The sequence below is a fragment of the Aquirufa nivalisilvae genome (assembly GCF_004307455.1).
In the GTDB taxonomy this organism is placed as follows: domain Bacteria; phylum Bacteroidota; class Bacteroidia; order Cytophagales; family Spirosomataceae; genus Aquirufa; species Aquirufa nivalisilvae.
In genome coordinates this window covers 243,662-260,818 of sequence record NZ_SEWX01000001.1, presented here as the reverse complement: position 1 = coordinate 260,818, position 17,157 = coordinate 243,662, and the positions used below count along the sequence as shown (strand labels likewise).

The 17,157-nt window shown below is 38.2% G+C and carries 12 protein-coding genes; 9 read left to right on the top strand and 3 right to left on the bottom strand.

The window, feature by feature from the left end; genetic code table 11:
• Positions 1 to 3 precede the first annotated feature (3 nt).
• From EWU22_RS01215 to EWU22_RS01200, 4 genes are all read left to right on the top strand, one after another.
• Complete coding sequence (locus tag EWU22_RS01215) at positions 4 to 1,461, top strand: DUF1501 domain-containing protein (RefSeq protein ID WP_130924072.1); 1,458 nt, start codon at positions 4 to 6, stop codon at positions 1,459 to 1,461.
• A 9-nt stretch (positions 1,462 to 1,470) separates the two neighbouring features.
• Entirely contained in the window at positions 1,471 to 3,642 is a 2,172-nt protein-coding gene (locus EWU22_RS01210) for a c-type cytochrome domain-containing protein (protein ID WP_130924071.1), read from the top strand.
• Between the two features lie 103 nt (positions 3,643 to 3,745).
• Positions 3,746 to 4,402 carry a hypothetical protein gene (locus tag EWU22_RS01205; RefSeq protein WP_130924070.1) on the top strand — a complete coding sequence of 219 codons (657 nt, stop codon included), beginning with the start codon at positions 3,746 to 3,748 and terminating at the stop codon, positions 4,400 to 4,402.
• A gap of 103 nt (positions 4,403 to 4,505) precedes the next feature.
• The gene (locus EWU22_RS01200) at positions 4,506 to 6,929 is read left to right on the top strand and encodes a bifunctional YncE family protein/alkaline phosphatase family protein (RefSeq protein ID WP_130924069.1); all 2,424 of its coding nucleotides are present in this window, start codon (positions 4,506 to 4,508) and stop codon (positions 6,927 to 6,929) included.
• Positions 6,930 to 7,095: 166 nt separating this feature from the next.
• Here the strand turns inward: EWU22_RS01200 and EWU22_RS01195 are convergent, their stop codons facing one another.
• From EWU22_RS01195 to EWU22_RS01185, 3 genes are all read right to left on the bottom strand, one after another.
• Positions 7,096 to 7,518, bottom strand: a complete 423-nt coding sequence (locus tag EWU22_RS01195; protein ID WP_130924068.1) for a hypothetical protein — start codon at positions 7,516 to 7,518, stop codon at positions 7,096 to 7,098.
• Between the two features lie 1,228 nt (positions 7,519 to 8,746).
• Complete coding sequence (recJ, locus tag EWU22_RS01190) at positions 8,747 to 10,477, bottom strand: single-stranded-DNA-specific exonuclease RecJ (protein WP_231962575.1); 1,731 nt, start codon at positions 10,475 to 10,477, stop codon at positions 8,747 to 8,749.
• 228 nt (positions 10,478 to 10,705) lie between these two features.
• Positions 10,706 to 11,266, bottom strand: a complete 561-nt coding sequence (locus EWU22_RS01185) for a sugar transferase (protein ID WP_130924067.1) — start codon at positions 11,264 to 11,266, stop codon at positions 10,706 to 10,708.
• Between the two features lie 192 nt (positions 11,267 to 11,458).
• On the opposite strand from EWU22_RS01185, the gene EWU22_RS01180 reads away from it, so the two are divergent.
• The 5 genes from EWU22_RS01180 (at position 11,459) to pseC (ending at position 17,157) form a co-directional block, all read left to right on the top strand.
• Complete coding sequence (locus EWU22_RS01180) at positions 11,459 to 11,998, top strand: ArsR family transcriptional regulator (protein ID WP_130924066.1); 540 nt, start codon at positions 11,459 to 11,461, stop codon at positions 11,996 to 11,998.
• 6 nt (positions 11,999 to 12,004) lie between these two features.
• Entirely contained in the window at positions 12,005 to 13,267 is a 1,263-nt protein-coding gene (locus tag EWU22_RS01175; RefSeq protein ID WP_130924065.1) for a nucleotide sugar dehydrogenase, read from the top strand.
• A gap of 134 nt (positions 13,268 to 13,401) precedes the next feature.
• Positions 13,402 to 14,859, top strand: a complete 1,458-nt coding sequence (locus tag EWU22_RS01170; RefSeq protein ID WP_130924064.1) for a lipopolysaccharide biosynthesis protein — start codon at positions 13,402 to 13,404, stop codon at positions 14,857 to 14,859.
• Positions 14,860 to 14,959: 100 nt separating this feature from the next.
• The gene (gene pseB / locus EWU22_RS01165; protein ID WP_130924063.1) at positions 14,960 to 15,970 is read left to right on the top strand and encodes a UDP-N-acetylglucosamine 4,6-dehydratase (inverting); all 1,011 of its coding nucleotides are present in this window, start codon (positions 14,960 to 14,962) and stop codon (positions 15,968 to 15,970) included.
• A complete protein-coding gene (gene pseC / locus EWU22_RS01160) occupies positions 15,967 to 17,157 on the top strand; it encodes a UDP-4-amino-4,6-dideoxy-N-acetyl-beta-L-altrosamine transaminase (RefSeq protein ID WP_130924062.1) in 1,191 nt (396 codons plus the stop codon). The genes pseB and pseC overlap by 4 nt, the downstream gene beginning before the upstream one ends.

Here is a 17,157-nt window from a genome sequence, read left to right as displayed (position 1 = left end):
CTGATGTTAGAAAAAGAAATATTGGAACACGGGCTAAGTTTTAATCGTAGAAGATTCTTATCGACGATGAGTTTAGGGCTAGGAAGTGTGGCCTTGGGCTCATTATTGGTTCCAAGTTTATTGAATGGAGGAGACCAAGATGGTACTGAATTTACCCCGGGGATTCCTCATTTTGCTCCTAAGGCAAAACGGGTTATTTATCTATTTCAGAACGGCGCGCCTTCCCAATTAGAGACATTTGATTACAAGCCTAAACTCTGTGATATGATGGGCTTGGATCTTCCAGCATCTGTACGAGGTACGCAGCGTTTGACGGGCATGACGGCCAATCAGGCTACATTTCCTTTGGCACCGTCTTTTACTAATTTCAAGCAATACGGACAATCTGGGGCATGGATAAGTGATATTATGCCTTATACTTCTAAGATTGTGGATGATATTTGCATCATTCGATCGATGTACACGGAGGCAATTAATCATGACCCAGCTTTAACGTTTTTCCAGACAGGTTCACAGCAAGGTAATCGCCCGAGTATGGGATCTTGGTTGAGCTATGGATTGGGAAATGAGAATAAGAATTTACCTGATTTTACAGTTTTACTTTCTCGTGGAATCGGAAATGGTCAGGGGGTATATTCCAAATTATGGTCAAATGGTTTTTTAGATTCCATTCATCAAGGGGTTCAATTTAGTAAAGGAGAAGATCCTGTTTTGTACTTGAGAGATCCTGAAGGAATGGATCGCAAGGAGAGAAGAGAGATGCTGGATCATTTGGCGGAGCTCAATGATTTGTCCTATCAGGAATTCGGAGATCCAGAGATTTCAGCTAAGGTGAAGCAGTATGAAATGGCCTACCGCATGCAAACTGCCGTGCCTGAGGTCATGGATTTATCGAAAGAGTCAGATGATATCATCAAATTATATGGTCCTGATTGTTTAGTCCCCGGGACTTTTGCTGCCAACTGTTTATTGGCTAGAAAGCTTTCTGAAAATGGTGTTCGATTTGTGCAATTGTATCACCAAGGTTGGGACCAACATGGGAATTTACCATTTGAGATACAAAGTCAGGCAAAAGATACAGATCAAGCATCTGCTGCATTGATTACCGACTTAAAACAACGCGGATTATTGGATGAAACCTTAGTGATTTGGGGAGGGGAGTTTGGTCGTACATGTTATAGTCAAGGGAAATTGACCATCGATAATTATGGAAGAGATCATCACCCGCGCTGCTTTAGTATTTGGATGGCCGGAGGAGGTATTAAACCAGGTATGGTGTATGGAGAAACGGATGAATTGGGCTATAATGTTCAGAAAAATCCAGTTCATGTGCATGATTTCCAAGCTACAGTCTTAAATCAATTGGGTTTAGATCACGAAAAATTAGTCTATAAACATATGGGTCGAAGGTTCCGTTTAACTGATGTATCAGGAAAGGTGGTTCGAGATATCATTAGTTAAGTGCTTTATATGAAGAATAGTAAGCTTACCGGTATATTAGAACAAGTATTATTAGCCTCTTTTTTCTTTGTAGGCTTTTTACTGGTTTTTGAAAGTGAGTTAAAAATACCTTTGTTTTTGCAGCCTTTCGGCCGACTTCATACGCTACTTCTGCATTTCCCCATTGTTTTGTTATTGTTGGCGATGTTCATGGAATTTTTCCGTTTTCAAGCTAGCCTACAGGAGAATAAAACCTATCTTCAGATAACCCAATTGCTGATTTTGGTAGGAGCATTGAGCTCGGGTATTACCGTCATGATGGGTATTTTTTTAGCCAAAGAACCTGGCTACGGTGGTGGAAATTTGTTTTGGCATCGTTGGTTGGGAGTTGGGACTTATTTATTTGCTTCACTGATTTATTGGATTCGTAGTAGGAGTTGGTACCAGGTTACTTGGGCCAAATGCATGTCGATATCCATGGCATTGATGTTAGTATTGGTAGGACATTTTGGAGGGAATCTGACACATGGCGGCAACTTTGTATTGGAGCCATTGATGAAAAGTCAAACAGTACCTTTAGAGGAGGCAGTTGTATTTCAAGACTTAGTACAACCCATTTTAGAAAAGAAATGTGTGGCATGTCATAATCCAGATAAAATAAAGGGAGAGCTTTTATTGACAGATGCTAAGTCCATAGCCAAAGGAGGTAAAACGGGGCCATTGTTTGTGGCAGGAAAACCCGAGTTAAGTTTGCTAATCCAGCGTGCTCATTTATCCATTGATGACAAAAAACACATGCCGCCTATTGGGAAACCTCAGTTAAGTGATGATGAGTTGCAATTACTAAGCTGGTGGGTGAAAGAAAAAGCTTCGTTTACCAAGAAAGTTGTGGATTTAGCTTCCACGGATTCCTTACGAATATTATCTACTAAACTATTAGCGTCTTCTGGTCCCAAAGAGGAAGAATTTGATTTCCAAGAAGCGGATGAAAAGACGATTCAAAAACTATCAAATGAGTATAGAACGATTATGCTTTTTGCTAAAGACTCGCCGGCCTTATCGGTGAATTTCTTTAATAAAGCGCAATACAAAGCCCCTAAGCTAGAGGAATTGAAGGAGATTAAGCAACAAATTGTCACCTTAAGTTTGGCAAAGATGCCTGTTCAAAATGCCGATCTAGCTTTTGTAAAAATCTTTGAACACCTGCATACGTTGAATTTGAATTTTACAGACATCTCGGAGGTTGGTTTGAAAGAGTTGGCGGGCATGAAAGAATTAATGGTTTTGTCGATTTCAGGAACGAAACTTAAAGCAGCTGGATTGGCTTCTGCCTTGAAAGCCATACCTAACCTAAAAAAGGTATATGTTTGGGATGCGGGATTGAGTCGAGAAGATATTCAAATCCTCCAAAAGCAATTAAAGGGAATTCAAGTAGTTGGAGGTTTTCAAGATGATGGAAGCAATCCTTTGAAATTAAACCCACCTCAGGTAAAGAATCCATCGACCATATTTGATGAGTATATTGATGCTCAATTAGGGCATCCTATTAAAGGGGTTGAGATTCGTTATACTACAGATGGCAGTATTCCTGATAGTGCTAAATCTTCCATTTTTGCAGGAAATTTGCGGTTAAATCAAAATACTTCTATTCGGGCTAGAGCCTTTAAACCAGGATGGATTGGAAGTGAAGAGGCTATCTTCGATTTTTATCGAGGACATTTCAGACCTGATAGTGCAGTTCTATTGACGCCACTCAATCGGGTACATCAAGCTGCGGGAGCCAAGACTTTTTTTGATGGTAGGCTAGGGTCCTTCAATGCCAATAGTCCAGCATGGGCTAATAATTGGGCGGGAGTTAGGAATAATGATTTGGTCTTAGTGACCATGTTTAAGCAGGCCATTACGCTTTCATCCGTTGAGCTTAGAATCATGGTAGAAACTCAAACGGGGATATTCCCTCCTGAATCCGTGGAAGTTTGGGGAGCCACCATTGAAAATCAATGGAAACTGATGGCTAAGTTTAAGCCAGCCATTCCCAAGGAAAATTTCCCACATACCCTTCCTTTGATTGGGACTAGATTTAAGCCTTCAACCGTTAAATACATCAAAATAGTGGCTAAGCCGCTGGAGAAAATCCCAGGTTGGCATCCCTCTAAAGATAAGCGTGCCTTGTTTTTGGTCGATGAGATGTTTTTTAATTAGCAGTTGCGATTTCATCCTGAGGAATTAGGGATTTTGTCGCTTTATGTATGACACAGAGAAGAATATAGTTTTCTGCTAAATTTTCCTTTCTATATTTGTCGCCATGAAAAATGGCCTTTTATTGCTAGGGAGTATTTTACTATTTGGAAGTACTACTTTATTATCTCAGCAATCAGCACCTCCTCCAGCACCCACTCCTGTTGAAGTGATGTTTGGAAATAACCGAATGAATTTTCAATTGATTCTTAATAAATCCATTGATGCAAAAGGGAAATTCTCTTTTTTTAATGTGACCAATGGGGCGGTAGATTACCATAACAAAAACGAAGAAACAGAAATTGTCGTAGTGAATACGATTAACTACGAATTGGGTAATAATTTCAAAGCTAGTGCTGGAGCACAGTGGCATTTTAAACTCGGATTAGTACCCTTGGTAGGTGTCCAGTATTTCAAAGCAAACCCCACGTGGTTGCTTTTAGTATCTCCCAATATTTGTCTTTTACCTACCACCAATATGGAAGTAGTGAGTTTGGTGGAATTCAAGCCTTCCTTGAATCCTAAAACCCGACTATATACAAGAGGTCAATTGTTGTATAATCAAGTATTGGATGGAGGAATTCATGCCCGCAGTGGGTATACATTTCGGGCGGGTATTAGTCGCCAGAAATTTACCTATGGTATTGGTATGAACTTCGATTATTATGGACCTTTCAAAGCTGAAAAGTTGAATACAGGGGTCTTTGTGAGAATAAGCTTATAGCTTGATTTAGAGGTGTGTAAGGGTATTTAACAAACTGTTTACTTGCGCATATTTGTATTACTAAGGACTTCCCTTAACTTGCTAATATAAACCTCATACAACCATGAAAAAGCTATGTTTATTATTGAGCATGTTGTGCTTTTCTTTTTTCACTTATGCCCAACATATAGGTACAACCGTTTCTTTACCCAATGGGTGGAAATTGAGTCCAGCAGGTAAATCGTTTCCATTAGGAGATTTGCCCCTCAATATGGTCATTAGTCATTCCAAAAAATGGGCTGCGGTGACAAATAATGGGCAAAGTAAGCACAGTGTTTATCTCATTGATATTGCTAAGCAACAGGTGGTTGATTCCATGACGGTGGCCAAAGCATGGTATGGTTTAGCATTTAATTCGGATGATTCACAATTATTTGTTTCAGGAGGTCATGATAATAAGATTCTTCGTTTAGGAATAAATGCTGGTAAATTGAGCTTAAAGGGGGAAATCAAGTTGGGAGATGCTTGGCCCAACCGAATTGCTCCATCGGGTTTAGCCTTTGATGATGTACGTCAAAGATTATATGTAGTGACGCGAGATAATCGCAGTCTGTATATAGTTGATCCTAAAAATAATCAAGTACTTCAACAATTTGGCCTAGATGGAGAAGCATACATGTGTTTGTTAAGTCCTTCTAATAATGAACTATATATTTCTTGCTGGGGATGTAATCAAGTTTTGGTATTTGATTTAAAGGCGAACTTATGGAAGAAGTCCATCGAAGTTGGAGATAACCCCAACGAAATGGTGCTCCATCCAAATGGTAAAACATTGATGGTTTGTAATGCCAATGACAATAGTGTTTCGGTGATTGATTTGAAATCGCAGAAGGTGATTGAAACCTTGGATGTAGCTTTATATCCCAATTCTCCAGCTGGATCTACCACCAATGGACTGGCCATAGACCCTAAAAGTAACTATTTGTACATTGCCAATGCGGATAATAATTGCCTTGCTGTATTTGATGTTAATATCCCTGGAAAAAGTCTAGCTAAAGGTTTTATCCCTGTTGGTTGGTATCCCAGTAATGTCAAAGTGATTCAAAATCAAATTTGGGTTATCAATGGAAAAGGGAATACTTCCATGGCTAATCCTTATGGTCCTAGGCCAATTAGAAAAGGAGAAGAAGTGAATTTACATGCAGGAGATTCCAATGCTCCCAAGGAAGTACAATATATAGGCTCCATGTTTAAAGGAACAATGAGTGTTATTCCTAGGCCTAAGTCTCAAGATTTGCCAGTTTATACGAAGGCGGTATATCAAAACTCAGCCTATCAACCTGAGAAATCTGATGTGGCTGATAAGCAAGCTCCTGGTTTTCCAATTCCTATGAAGGCGGGGCAAATATCTCCCATTAAATACGTGTTTTATGTGATTAAGGAAAATAGAACCTATGATCAAGTTTTGGCTGATGTAAAAGGGGGCAATGGAGATACGACATTATTGCTTTTTGGAAAGAAATATACCCCCAATCAACACGCGATTGCCGAGTCATTTGTGCTATTAGATAATTTTTATGTGGATGCTGAAGTGAGTGCAGATGGCCACCATTGGACCATGGGAGCATATGCCACAGATTATATGGAGAAAAGTTGGCCTACTAGCTACGGTGGACGTGGAGGAGGAATTTATGGAGAGGCAGAGCGTAGTGTATCTCAAAATAAGAATGGATACATCTGGGATCAATGTAACCGATATGGGGTTTCATTTAGAACCTATGGGGAATTTGTGTCCAATGGAAAGGCTAATATTCCCATATTGAATAATCATTTTCATCCGACATTTCCAAGTTATAATTTGGCTATTCAGGATACAACACGCTTGGCAATTTGGAAGAAGGAATTTGAACAGATGGTTAAAGAGAATCGTGTCCCTCGATTTAATTCATTGCGCATGGGAAATGACCATACAGAAGGGTTGCGCATTGGGAAGCCAACACCCTATGCACACGTGGCCGACAATGATTTAGCAGTTGGGCAATTGATCGAAACATTAGCAAAAAGCCCTATTTGGAATGAAACTGCGGTCTTTATTTTGGAGGATGATGCTCAAAACGGTGCAGATCACGTAGATGCACATCGGAGTACAGCCTATGTGGCAGGAGGATTTGTCAAAAGGAATTTTGTGGATCATACCATGTATACAACAAGTTCCATGTTACGTACCATGGAATTGATTTTAGGATTACCTCCCATGACGCAGTATGATGCTGCGGCTATGCCTATGTGGAGAAGCTTTGATTCAGTGGCTAAGCCCTTTGACTTTAAAGCCATCGTTCTTCAAATTAACTTATTGGAGAAAAATGTGGTTCAGAATCAGTGGCAAAGGCAATCAGAATTATTCAATTTTGAAAAGGAAGATGCTAATAACGATGTAGCGTTTAATCGAGTGTTATGGCATGGATTGAAAGGAAATATTCCATTTCCTGGGCCAAAGCGGGCTGCCTTTATCTTTCCTGTTAAGAAAAAAGACCAAGATGATGATTGATATATTTTACGGTGGCTGAGGTTCTCGAAGCCACCTTTGAATATCTATCAATTCCTCAATAACGGTGACTTCGAGTAACCTCAGTCACCGTATAATAGCTGTGCCTTTCAACAATAGCATTGGCTTTAAATGAATAATCCAACTTTGAATTCTACCAACATGGTTATTAGACGGTGGCTGAGGTATTCGAAGTCACCGTATGTGCCTCACGAATAAACCAAGCAGTAGATAATAGTGCTAGGTTTTTAATGATGTATTGTCCTACCAAAGTAGGAGTAAATATGAATTGCCAAGTATCATTTGGGAGAAAGACAGTCGGAAGAAAAGTCGTGATAAGGTGCAATATCAAAGCGTAAAATGCCCAAGATGTAAATGCTGGAAATAGCCAAATTAGACCTAAAGCACACTCAATAAATCCGAAATAAAAAGAGAAAGTATCTAAGCCTAATGCCTGATGCAAGGTAGCCTCATACAAATGTTCTACTAATTTTTCTGCTGGAGAAATCCCTGCTACTTTTAGCGCACCGAACCAAAAGTAGATGATAAACAAGGAGATTCTACTGAACCAAATGATTGTTTTTCTTTCCATAAGCTAAATCCTTTGGTTCAAAACTAAGAGAAGCTGAAAGAATTAAAAATGACAAACATCAGCTCCCAGTCGGTGGCTTCGAGAGCCTCAGCCACCTTATTAGTTTGCTAAATGGTTATTATACGGTGGCTTCGAGAGCCTCAGCCACCTTATTAGTTTGCTAAATGGTTATTATACGGTGGCTTCGAGAACCTCAGCCACCTTATTAGTTTGCTAAATGGTTATTATACGGTGGCTTCGAGAGCCTCAGCCACCTTATTAGTTTGCTAAATGGTTATTATACGGTGGCTTCGAGAGCCTCAGCCACCTTGCTAGTTTGCTAAATGGTTATTATACGGTGGCTTCGAGAACCTCAGCCACCTTATTAGTTTGCTAAATGGTTATTATACGGTGGCTTCGAGAGCCTCAGCCACCTTGCTAGTTTGCTAGATGGTTATTATACGGTGACTGAATTTCTCAAATCCAACATGATTCTTCCATTATATAAATCAATGGAAGAAGGTGACTGAGGTTCTCGAAGTCACCGTTATTGCGGAGTGAAAATTGTTATTTAGAAGGCTGAGTTTCTCAAACCCAACATGATTCTTCCATTATATAAATCAATAGAAGAAGGTGACTGAGGTTCTCGAAGTCACCGTTATTGCGGAGTGAAAATTGTTATTTAGAAGGCTGAATTTCTCAAATCCAGCATGATTCTTCTATTATAAATCAATAAAAGAAGGTGGCTGAGGCCCCCGAAGCGACCTTTATTGAAGAGTGAAAATTGTTATTCAGGTGACTGAGGTTCTCGAAGTCACCGTTATTGCGGAGTGAAAATTGCTATTCAGGTGACTGAGGTTCTCGAAGTCACCATTATTGTAAATTTGATATTGATTCTATGGTGTCTGAGGCCCTCGAAGCCACCTTTATTGAAGAGTGAAAATTGTTATTCAGGTGACTGAGGTTCTCGAAGTCACCGTTATTGCGGAGTGAAAATTGTTATTTAGGGGGCTGAGTTTCTCAAACCCAGCATGATTCTTCTATTATATAAATCAATAGAAGAAGGTGACTGAGGTTCTCGAAGTCACCGTTATTGTAAAGTTGATATTGATTCTATGGTGGCTGAGGCCCCCGAAGCCACCTTTATTGAAGAGTGAAAATTGTTATTCAGGTAACTGAGGTTCTCGAAGTCACCATTATTGTAAATTTGATATTGATTCTATGGTGGCTGAGGCCCTCGAAGCCACCGTTATGCCATATCCAACGCCCTCAATTGCAGCTTACGGTTTCCTCTAAACTCATTCACTTCTAGGTGATAGACCAATGAAATGGGCTTCTGATTCAGATATGCATCCATTAAGCCTTCGTAGAAGTCGGCACGAAGGTTAAAGGCGATAACCTCCATGGCTGGGTTTTCAGGCTTGTCTTGGACAAATAATTTCAGATGCGCCTCTTTCAATATGGTGGGTGGAGCCGTTTGGAAAAGTTGATTACTTTGAAAAAGTGGAATCATATTTCCCGGTCCGAAAGGAGAAAGTCGAATTAATAATTTGTCGTGAAAAGCTAAATTGAGGGCAGAAAGTGGAATTTCCATATCAACTAATAATTCGGCTTGAGGTGGATTTTCTGTTAGACCTATTTTGACTAACTCGTCGAACCGCTGAATAAAGGCTGGTAAATCTTCTGGTTTGAGATGTAAGCCTGCTGCATGGGTATGTCCTCCAAACTGAACCAATAAATCCACACAAGATTCTAGTGCAGCGTGAATGTCAAAGCCTTTGACAGAACGAGCGGAACCAACTAAATGGCCATTCGATTCAGTGAGAATGATGGTTGGACGATAATAGTGTTCCTGTATTTTACTTGCCACAATGCCCACTACACCTTTGTGCCAGGAAGCATGAAAAAGTACCGTAGAAAAGGCTGTTGGTAAAAATGCATCTTGTTGGAAGATTTCTAAGGCCTGTTGAACAATTTCTTTTTCTACTTCCTTCCGACTTTGGTTCTGTTTCAAAACCGCCTCGGCTAATTGACTAGCTTCGAGCGTGTCAGAAGCCAATAGTAATTTAACAGCACCATGCGCATGATCCATTCTACCAGCGGCATTGATGACCGGAGAGATGGAGAATACAATATCTGTAACTTGAATTGGAGCGGTCCTTCCTGCATGTTGAAGTAAGTAGGCTAATCCAGGAGAAGGGTTTTTACTTAGTTTCTCCAAACCAAAATAGGTCAATATTCGATTTTCTCCAATGATAGGAACCATGTCGGCAGCTATACTACACGCCAGTAAATCGATTCGTTCCCAGAGCGGTTCAGGTTCTAAAAAATTAGCTTCTATAAATGCCTGTAAGAGTTTGAAACCTACGCCACAACCTGTCAATTCTTTAAAAGGATAGGTACAATCTTTTCGTTTAGGATCTAAAACAGCCAAGGCATTTGGAAGAACCTCATCTGGTAAGTGGTGATCACATACTATGAAATCGATGCCGTGCTCATTACACCAAGCGACTCTCTCGTGGGCTTTGATGCCGCAGTCTAAAGAAATAATTAAGCTATAGTCATTGTCTTTGGCATATTGAACACCAGCTTGAGAAACTCCATAGCCTTCGGTATAACGGTCGGGAATGTAATAGTCGCAATCCGCCCCAAGAATCTCACTTAGATATCCATAAACCAGCGCTACAGAGGTAGTCCCATCCACATCATAATCACCATAAATCAATATTTTCTCACCAGTCTCCAAGGCTAGGCCAAGCCGTTCTACGGCTTTGTCCATATCTTTCATCAAAAAAGGATCATGGATGGAAGCTATTTCAGGGAGCATGAAAGCTTTGGCTTGTTCAAAGTTTTGTATTCCTCTGGATAAAAGTAATTGTAAGAAATAAGGATTTTTAACGGTACTTAATTCATGAGATAGCTGTTGTAATGCTTCATTTTCGGGAGGAGGCAACAGCGTCCATTTCTTTTTAGGCAACATAAAGGGTCGGCTTGTAGAGGTACAAAATAGTATGACTGTTTTTTAAATAAGGCTTAGAATGGAAGAATAGGAGGATGATTCAATCAGGAATTTATTAAACTGGTTTTTAATCATTAAATCTCTATAATTATCCCCAGATTAAATAATTAAAATAATTGATTATCAATTGCTTGATTTTATAATACAAAATCCTTCATTTTTAATTCTACATTCTTAATTCTACATTAATCAATGTGCCACCCCATCTCGCTTCACCACCTTCCAAGCAGTTAAACACATGATTTTTAGATCAAAAAGAAAGGATTGCTTTTGGAGGTATTCAGCATCGAATGCCACTTTTTGTTCATTAGGAATTTCATCGCGGCCATTGACTTGAGCCCAGCCGGTAAGTCCTGGCACTAAAGTATGTACCGAAGCTTGAGTTCTGGCAGTATTTAAATCTGCCTGACTAGGAAGCGAAGGACGTGGGCCCACAAACGACATGTCGCCATTCAGGATGCACCACAACTGGGGGATTTCATCTAAACTCGATTTTCTTAGAAAGGAACCAATGGGTGTCAGAAATTGATCAGGGTTGCTCAGTAAGTGCGTAGCCACTACAGGGGTATTGGTCAACATGGTCCTGAACTTGGGCATGGGGAAAGGGACATTATTTTTACCCATGCGGGTAGACCAATAGATAATAGGTCCAGGGGAGGTGAATTTCACCAAAATAGCGATAAAAATGGCAGGAATTATAAGAATTAGGCTTAAAACGAGGGCTAAAAGTAAATCAAATATTCGCTTCATGGTCTAATTTTTGATACAAATATAGGCAATTTGAAGCCTATGAGGGATTCCTCGGAAATAAAGTGCCAGATAATAAATAATATTTCCCTCTTTAAATGAAAAAGTTTATTTTTGTTACTCAATTTTGTATCAGTCTGCTCACACAATATGTGAGTCAGGTGGGCGAAGCCATAGTAAGCCATCTCTTTTTCTTTGCAATTAGATTCCATCTTTTCTGGTAAAATACGTGTCAAGCTATTGACCAAACTCCTGCTTAATCCAGCAAGTAAGGTATACTTACGTGGTCTAGAAAGGGAGTTAGGGGTGAGTAGTAATACGGTCCGTTTGGAATTGAATAAGCTGAATGAGATGCACCTGATTAAAGTTCAGGTAGATCCAGACAATACCAAGGTGAAGCATTATGCCGTCAATACGGCGCACCCGATGTTCAGCTCCCTACGAGGAATTATCATGCAATTTGTGGGTTTGGATCAAATCATTGAACAAGTAATTGACAAATTAGGAAACGTAGAAAAGGTATATCTGACGGGAGATTTAGCGGAAGGAAAAGATTCTCCTTTTGTAGATTTAGTGTTGATTGGTGATGTGGATAAAGACTATTTATACCAATTAATTCAGAAGGCCGAGGGACTTATCCCCCAAAAAAAAATACGAGTAGCGGTTTATGCCAGCCGGGAACAACATGCTTTCTTGGACAATTTTAATGGACCGTATTTTCATTTATTAAATTAGATTCAAATGCATTTAACAGATAAGAAAATAGCAGTTATTGGTTTGGGTTATGTGGGATTGCCATTGGCTGTCGAATTTGGAAAAATTTATTCCGTATTAGGCTTTGATATCAACACCCAAAGGGTAAAAGAATTGGCCAATGGAATAGATAGGACATTAGAGTCTAATGAAGAGGAAATTAAGTCTTCAGTAAATTTGAAGTTTTCATCCAACAAGGAAGATTTAAGTCATTACAATGTTTTTATTGTCACGGTACCTACCCCTATCGACCAGTTCAATGCCCCTGATTTAAAGCCATTATTGTTGGCCTCTGAAATGTTGGGAAGCATTTTAAAAAAGGGAGATATAGTGATTTATGAAAGCACCGTATATCCAGGCTGCACAGAGGAAGATTGTGTTCCTGTCTTAGAAAAAATTTCAGGGTTGAAGTTTAACCATGATTTTTATTGTGGGTATTCTCCAGAGAGAATTAACCCAGGCGATAAGGTCAATACCCTAACTAAAATTATGAAAGTAACTTCTGGCTCAACTCCAGAGATTGCTGAAGTAGTGGATCAGTTATATAAAAGTGTCATTTTAGCGGGTACGCACAAGGCTCCAAGTTTAAAGGTAGCAGAAGCCAGTAAGGCGATAGAAAATGCCCAAAGGGATGTGAATATCTCATTCGTCAATGAATTGGCCTTGATATTTGATCGAATGGGAATAGACACGCATGATGTGTTAGAGGCAGCAGGAACGAAATGGAATTTTCTTAAATATAAACCAGGTTTGGTTGGAGGACATTGCATCGGTGTAGATCCCTATTATTTGGCACATAAGGCAGAATCATTAGGATATCATCCTCAAGTGATTCTTTCAGGAAGGAGGGTGAATGATAACATGGGGATGTTTGTGGCCAACAAAGTGGTCAAATTGATGATACAAAAAGGAAGTGTAATCAAAGGGGCGAAGGCGCTGGTTTTGGGAATAACTTTTAAAGAAAATTGTCCAGATATTAGAAATTCAAAAGTGATTGACATCTATAAAGAACTAAAGCAATTTGGATTGGAAGTAGATGTATATGATCCGCATGCCGATGCGCAGGAAGTAGAAAAGGAGTATGGGCTTCGAATTACCTCGGAACTTGGAAGTTATAATGCCATAGTTTTGGCTGTATCCCACAATGAATTTTTAAATCTAGACTATCAAATGCTTAAAGCGGATACCAAAAGTGTCATTTTTGACATTAAATCTTTTTTAAATAGAGGATTAGTGGATTCGAGGTTATAGTGAATAAATCAATAAGCAAGGGAATTCAAACTTGTGTTTTATAAAAAAATTAAGCTTTGAAGGATAATTTTTCCAAAAACTACTTTAAAATCTACCTTTGGCAGTTTATTTCAATAGGGCTTAACTTCATTTCGATGTTCATCGTAATACCCTATTTAACTTCCAATCCTGCAGTTTACGGAATTTATACAGTCTGTATATCCATATCTTCTTTTCTTGTTTATGCTGACCTTGGATTTGTCAGTGCAGGTCAAAAGTATGCATCGGAATATTTTGCTAAAGGAGATAGGGGTGAAGAAATGAGGATCATTGGCTTTACCAACTTCATTTTAATCGTTTTATTGGTATTAATGTCATTGGTCTTCTTTTATTTGAGCTTTAATCCAAACTTGATGATTAAAAAACTGGCTACTGAAAGTGAATTAATAATAGCATCTCAGTTGTTATTTATTTTAGCCATTTTTACTCCAGTTACCATGTTGCAAAGAATGTCACAGATGATTTTTGCCGTAAGATTGGAAGATTACATTGTTCAAAGAATAAATATTTTGGCAAATCTAGGCAAAATAATTTCGGTACTTTATTTCTTCAGAGCGGATCATTACAACATAGTTGGATATTTTCTATTTACGCAAATTCTTAATTTTCTAGCCATTTTAAGTGTATTGATTATTGCTAAAAAAAGATTTAAATACGATATCTTTCAACTTTTTTCCTCCATTAAGTTTAATCCAGCTATTTTTAATAAAACCAAGGGATTGGCATTAACAAGTTTATTTTCATTGGCATCTTGGATCTTGTATTATGAATTGGACCCAACAGCTATTGGAAAGTGGATTGGAGCAAAAGAGGTAGCATTATTTGCCATTGGTCTAACCATAATGTCATTTTTTAGATCAATATTGGGTTCTATGTTTGGGCCATTTAGTGTTAGGTTTAACCATTTTATTGGAACAAATGATCAAGAAGGATTAAAAGAGCTTTGTTTTACTATTAGCAAGGTTACTGCGCCAATCATTATTTTGCCAATCATTACCCTTATTTTAATTTCGCCTTCTTTGATATTAAGCTGGGTAGGAACTCAATATGTTGCATCCATTATTCCCGCTAAATTTTTAATCGCTTGTAATATATTTGCGTTTATCTCATATCCTGGATCATTACTTTTAATGGCACAGGAAAGGGTAAAAATGATGTACGTTGTCAACGCCCTACTACCAATTGTCTATTGGTCCGGAATCGTTATTACTTATTCTACATTTGGATTAAATTCATTCGCATTTTTCAAATTTTTGGCATTCAGTATTAATGCATCTATCTATGCATTTGTACTCATTAAATTTTTTAATTTGTCCTTGATTCAATTTCTAGAAAATTACATTAAGCCAATACTATTGCCTATTTTGGTTTTATTGATTTCTTATTATCTATTGTCAGGATTTCTCCCAATGGAAAAATCTAAATGGAATTTAATGATAGTTGGTGCTTATGCTTCGGCCATGTTGATGATTTCATTTCTAGTCTTATTTTTTACTTCATCAAATTTCAAGGGTCAAATGTTGAATATGGTGTCTTTAGTAAAAAGGGCCTAATTAGTTGAATTGGTAGACCTGTATCGAATATAGGGTCATTTAAATAAATGCAATAACGATTATTAAATAAATACTTTTTATAATTAATCCTTGAAAAATTATGTTAAACAATAAGTCAATTTTAATTACTGGGGGTACAGGTTCATTCGGAAAAATGTTTACTAAAGTAATTCTCGAAAGATATCCACAGGTTAAAAGATTGGTAATCTATTCAAGGGATGAGTTGAAACAATATGAAATGGCTCAAGTGTTCTCTGGAAGCAAGTATCCTCAAATCAGGTATTTTATTGGAGATGTACGAGATGGGGCAAGATTTAAACGAGCATGTGAAGGTATAGACATCATCATTCATGCAGCAGCCTTAAAGCAAGTGCCAGCAGCTGAATATAATCCCGATGAGTGTATTAAAACTAATATTGGTGGAGCACAGAATGTAATAGATGCCGCTTTATCAACCAATGTTCGCGTAGTTGTAGCCCTTTCTACTGATAAGGCAGCTGCTCCAATTAATTTATATGGAGCCACCAAATTAGTATCTGATAAATTATTTATAGCGGCTAATAATATTAGAGGTCATCATGATATCCGTTTTTCAGTAGTCCGTTATGGGAATGTAATGGGGTCTAGAGGTTCAGTTATTCCTTTCTTTTTTGAAAGAGCGAAAGAAGGCATATTGCCAATTACCCATAAGGAAATGACCCGATTTAATATATCACTGGAAGATGGTGTAGATATGGTTTTGTGGGCAATTGAAAATGCCATTGGAGGCGAAATTTTTGTACCCAAAATCCCTTCCTATACCATTGAAACGGTAGCTAAAGCCATTGCTCCCAATGCAAAAATTGATGAGATTGGAATTAGACCGGGAGAAAAATTACACGAAGAAATGATTACTGAAAGTGATTCGTATAATACCATCGAATTCGACAAGTATTATGCTATTCTAACTTCAAATGCTGATAAGAATATATACCTCGATCATTTCAAAGGTTGGGAAGTGAAAAAAGGATTTAAATATAATTCAGAAACCAATACTGAATGGGAAACAGTTGATTCCATGCGTTTAAAAATTAAAGAATTCGTTGATCCTAACTTTAAACCAGTAGAATGATACCAATACCCTATGGAAAACAGCATATTACTGAAGAAGATATTCAATTAGTAGTTGATGTTTTAAAATCAGATTATTTAACCCAAGGCCCCAAAATTATTGAATTTGAAAGGGCCATGGCTTCCTATTTAGGATGTAAATATGCTGTTGCCGTGTCTAATGGAACGGCCGCTTTACATTTATCAGCCATGGCTTTAGGAGTGAAAAAGGGCCAGAAAATAATAACAACCCCTATTACCTTCGCTGCATCAGCCAATTGCATTCGCTACTGTGATGGTGAAGTGGTGTTTGCTGACATTGATCCAGAAACGTATTTATTGGATTTAGAAAGTGTCAGGAAGATATTGGAAGCATCTCCCAAGGGAACATACCAAGGTATTATTCCAGTTGATTTTTCAGGCAGAGCTGTCGATTTAGAAGCTTTTAGAGCGTTGGCAGATGAGTTTAATTGTTGGATTATTGAAGATGCATGTCATTCACCTGGCGGATACTTTATTGATTCAAAAGGAATTCAACAAAATTGTGGAAATGGAAATTTGGCAGAACTGTCTATTTTCTCTTTTCATCCGGTGAAACATATTGCTTGCGGAGAGGGAGGAATGATAACGACCAATGATGAAGTATTGTATCAAAAATTGCTTCAATTAAGAACTCATGGTATTGTAAAGAATGAAGCACTGTTTACCAATTCAATTCAATTAGCAGGGGGAGAATCTGCTTATCCAAATTGGTATATGGAAATGCAAGAATTGGGGTATAATTATCGGCTGACAGATTTTCAAGCGGCTTTGGGATTAGGTCAGTTATCAAGGGCAGAAAAAGGTCTAGAAATTCGAAGAAAAATAGCCCAAAAATATACCAAAGCTTTTGAAAATATTTCAGGAATAAAGAGAAAATCGGGGACTGTAATGGGTCATGCTTATCATCTTTATGTCATTGAAGTGGAAGAAAGATTGCATTTGTATAATTATTTAAAAGCAAATAACATTTTTGCTCAAATTCATTATTTTCCTACTCATTTGATGCCATACTATCAAAACTTGGGATGGAAAGAAGGAGACCTTCCACATGCTGAAAACTATTATAAAAATTGTATTAGTCTTCCCATGTTTCCATCATTGACAGAAGAACAGTTTAACTATGTGGTAGAAATGGTGTTGCAGGGTTTAAAGGCGAGTAAAAGGTAG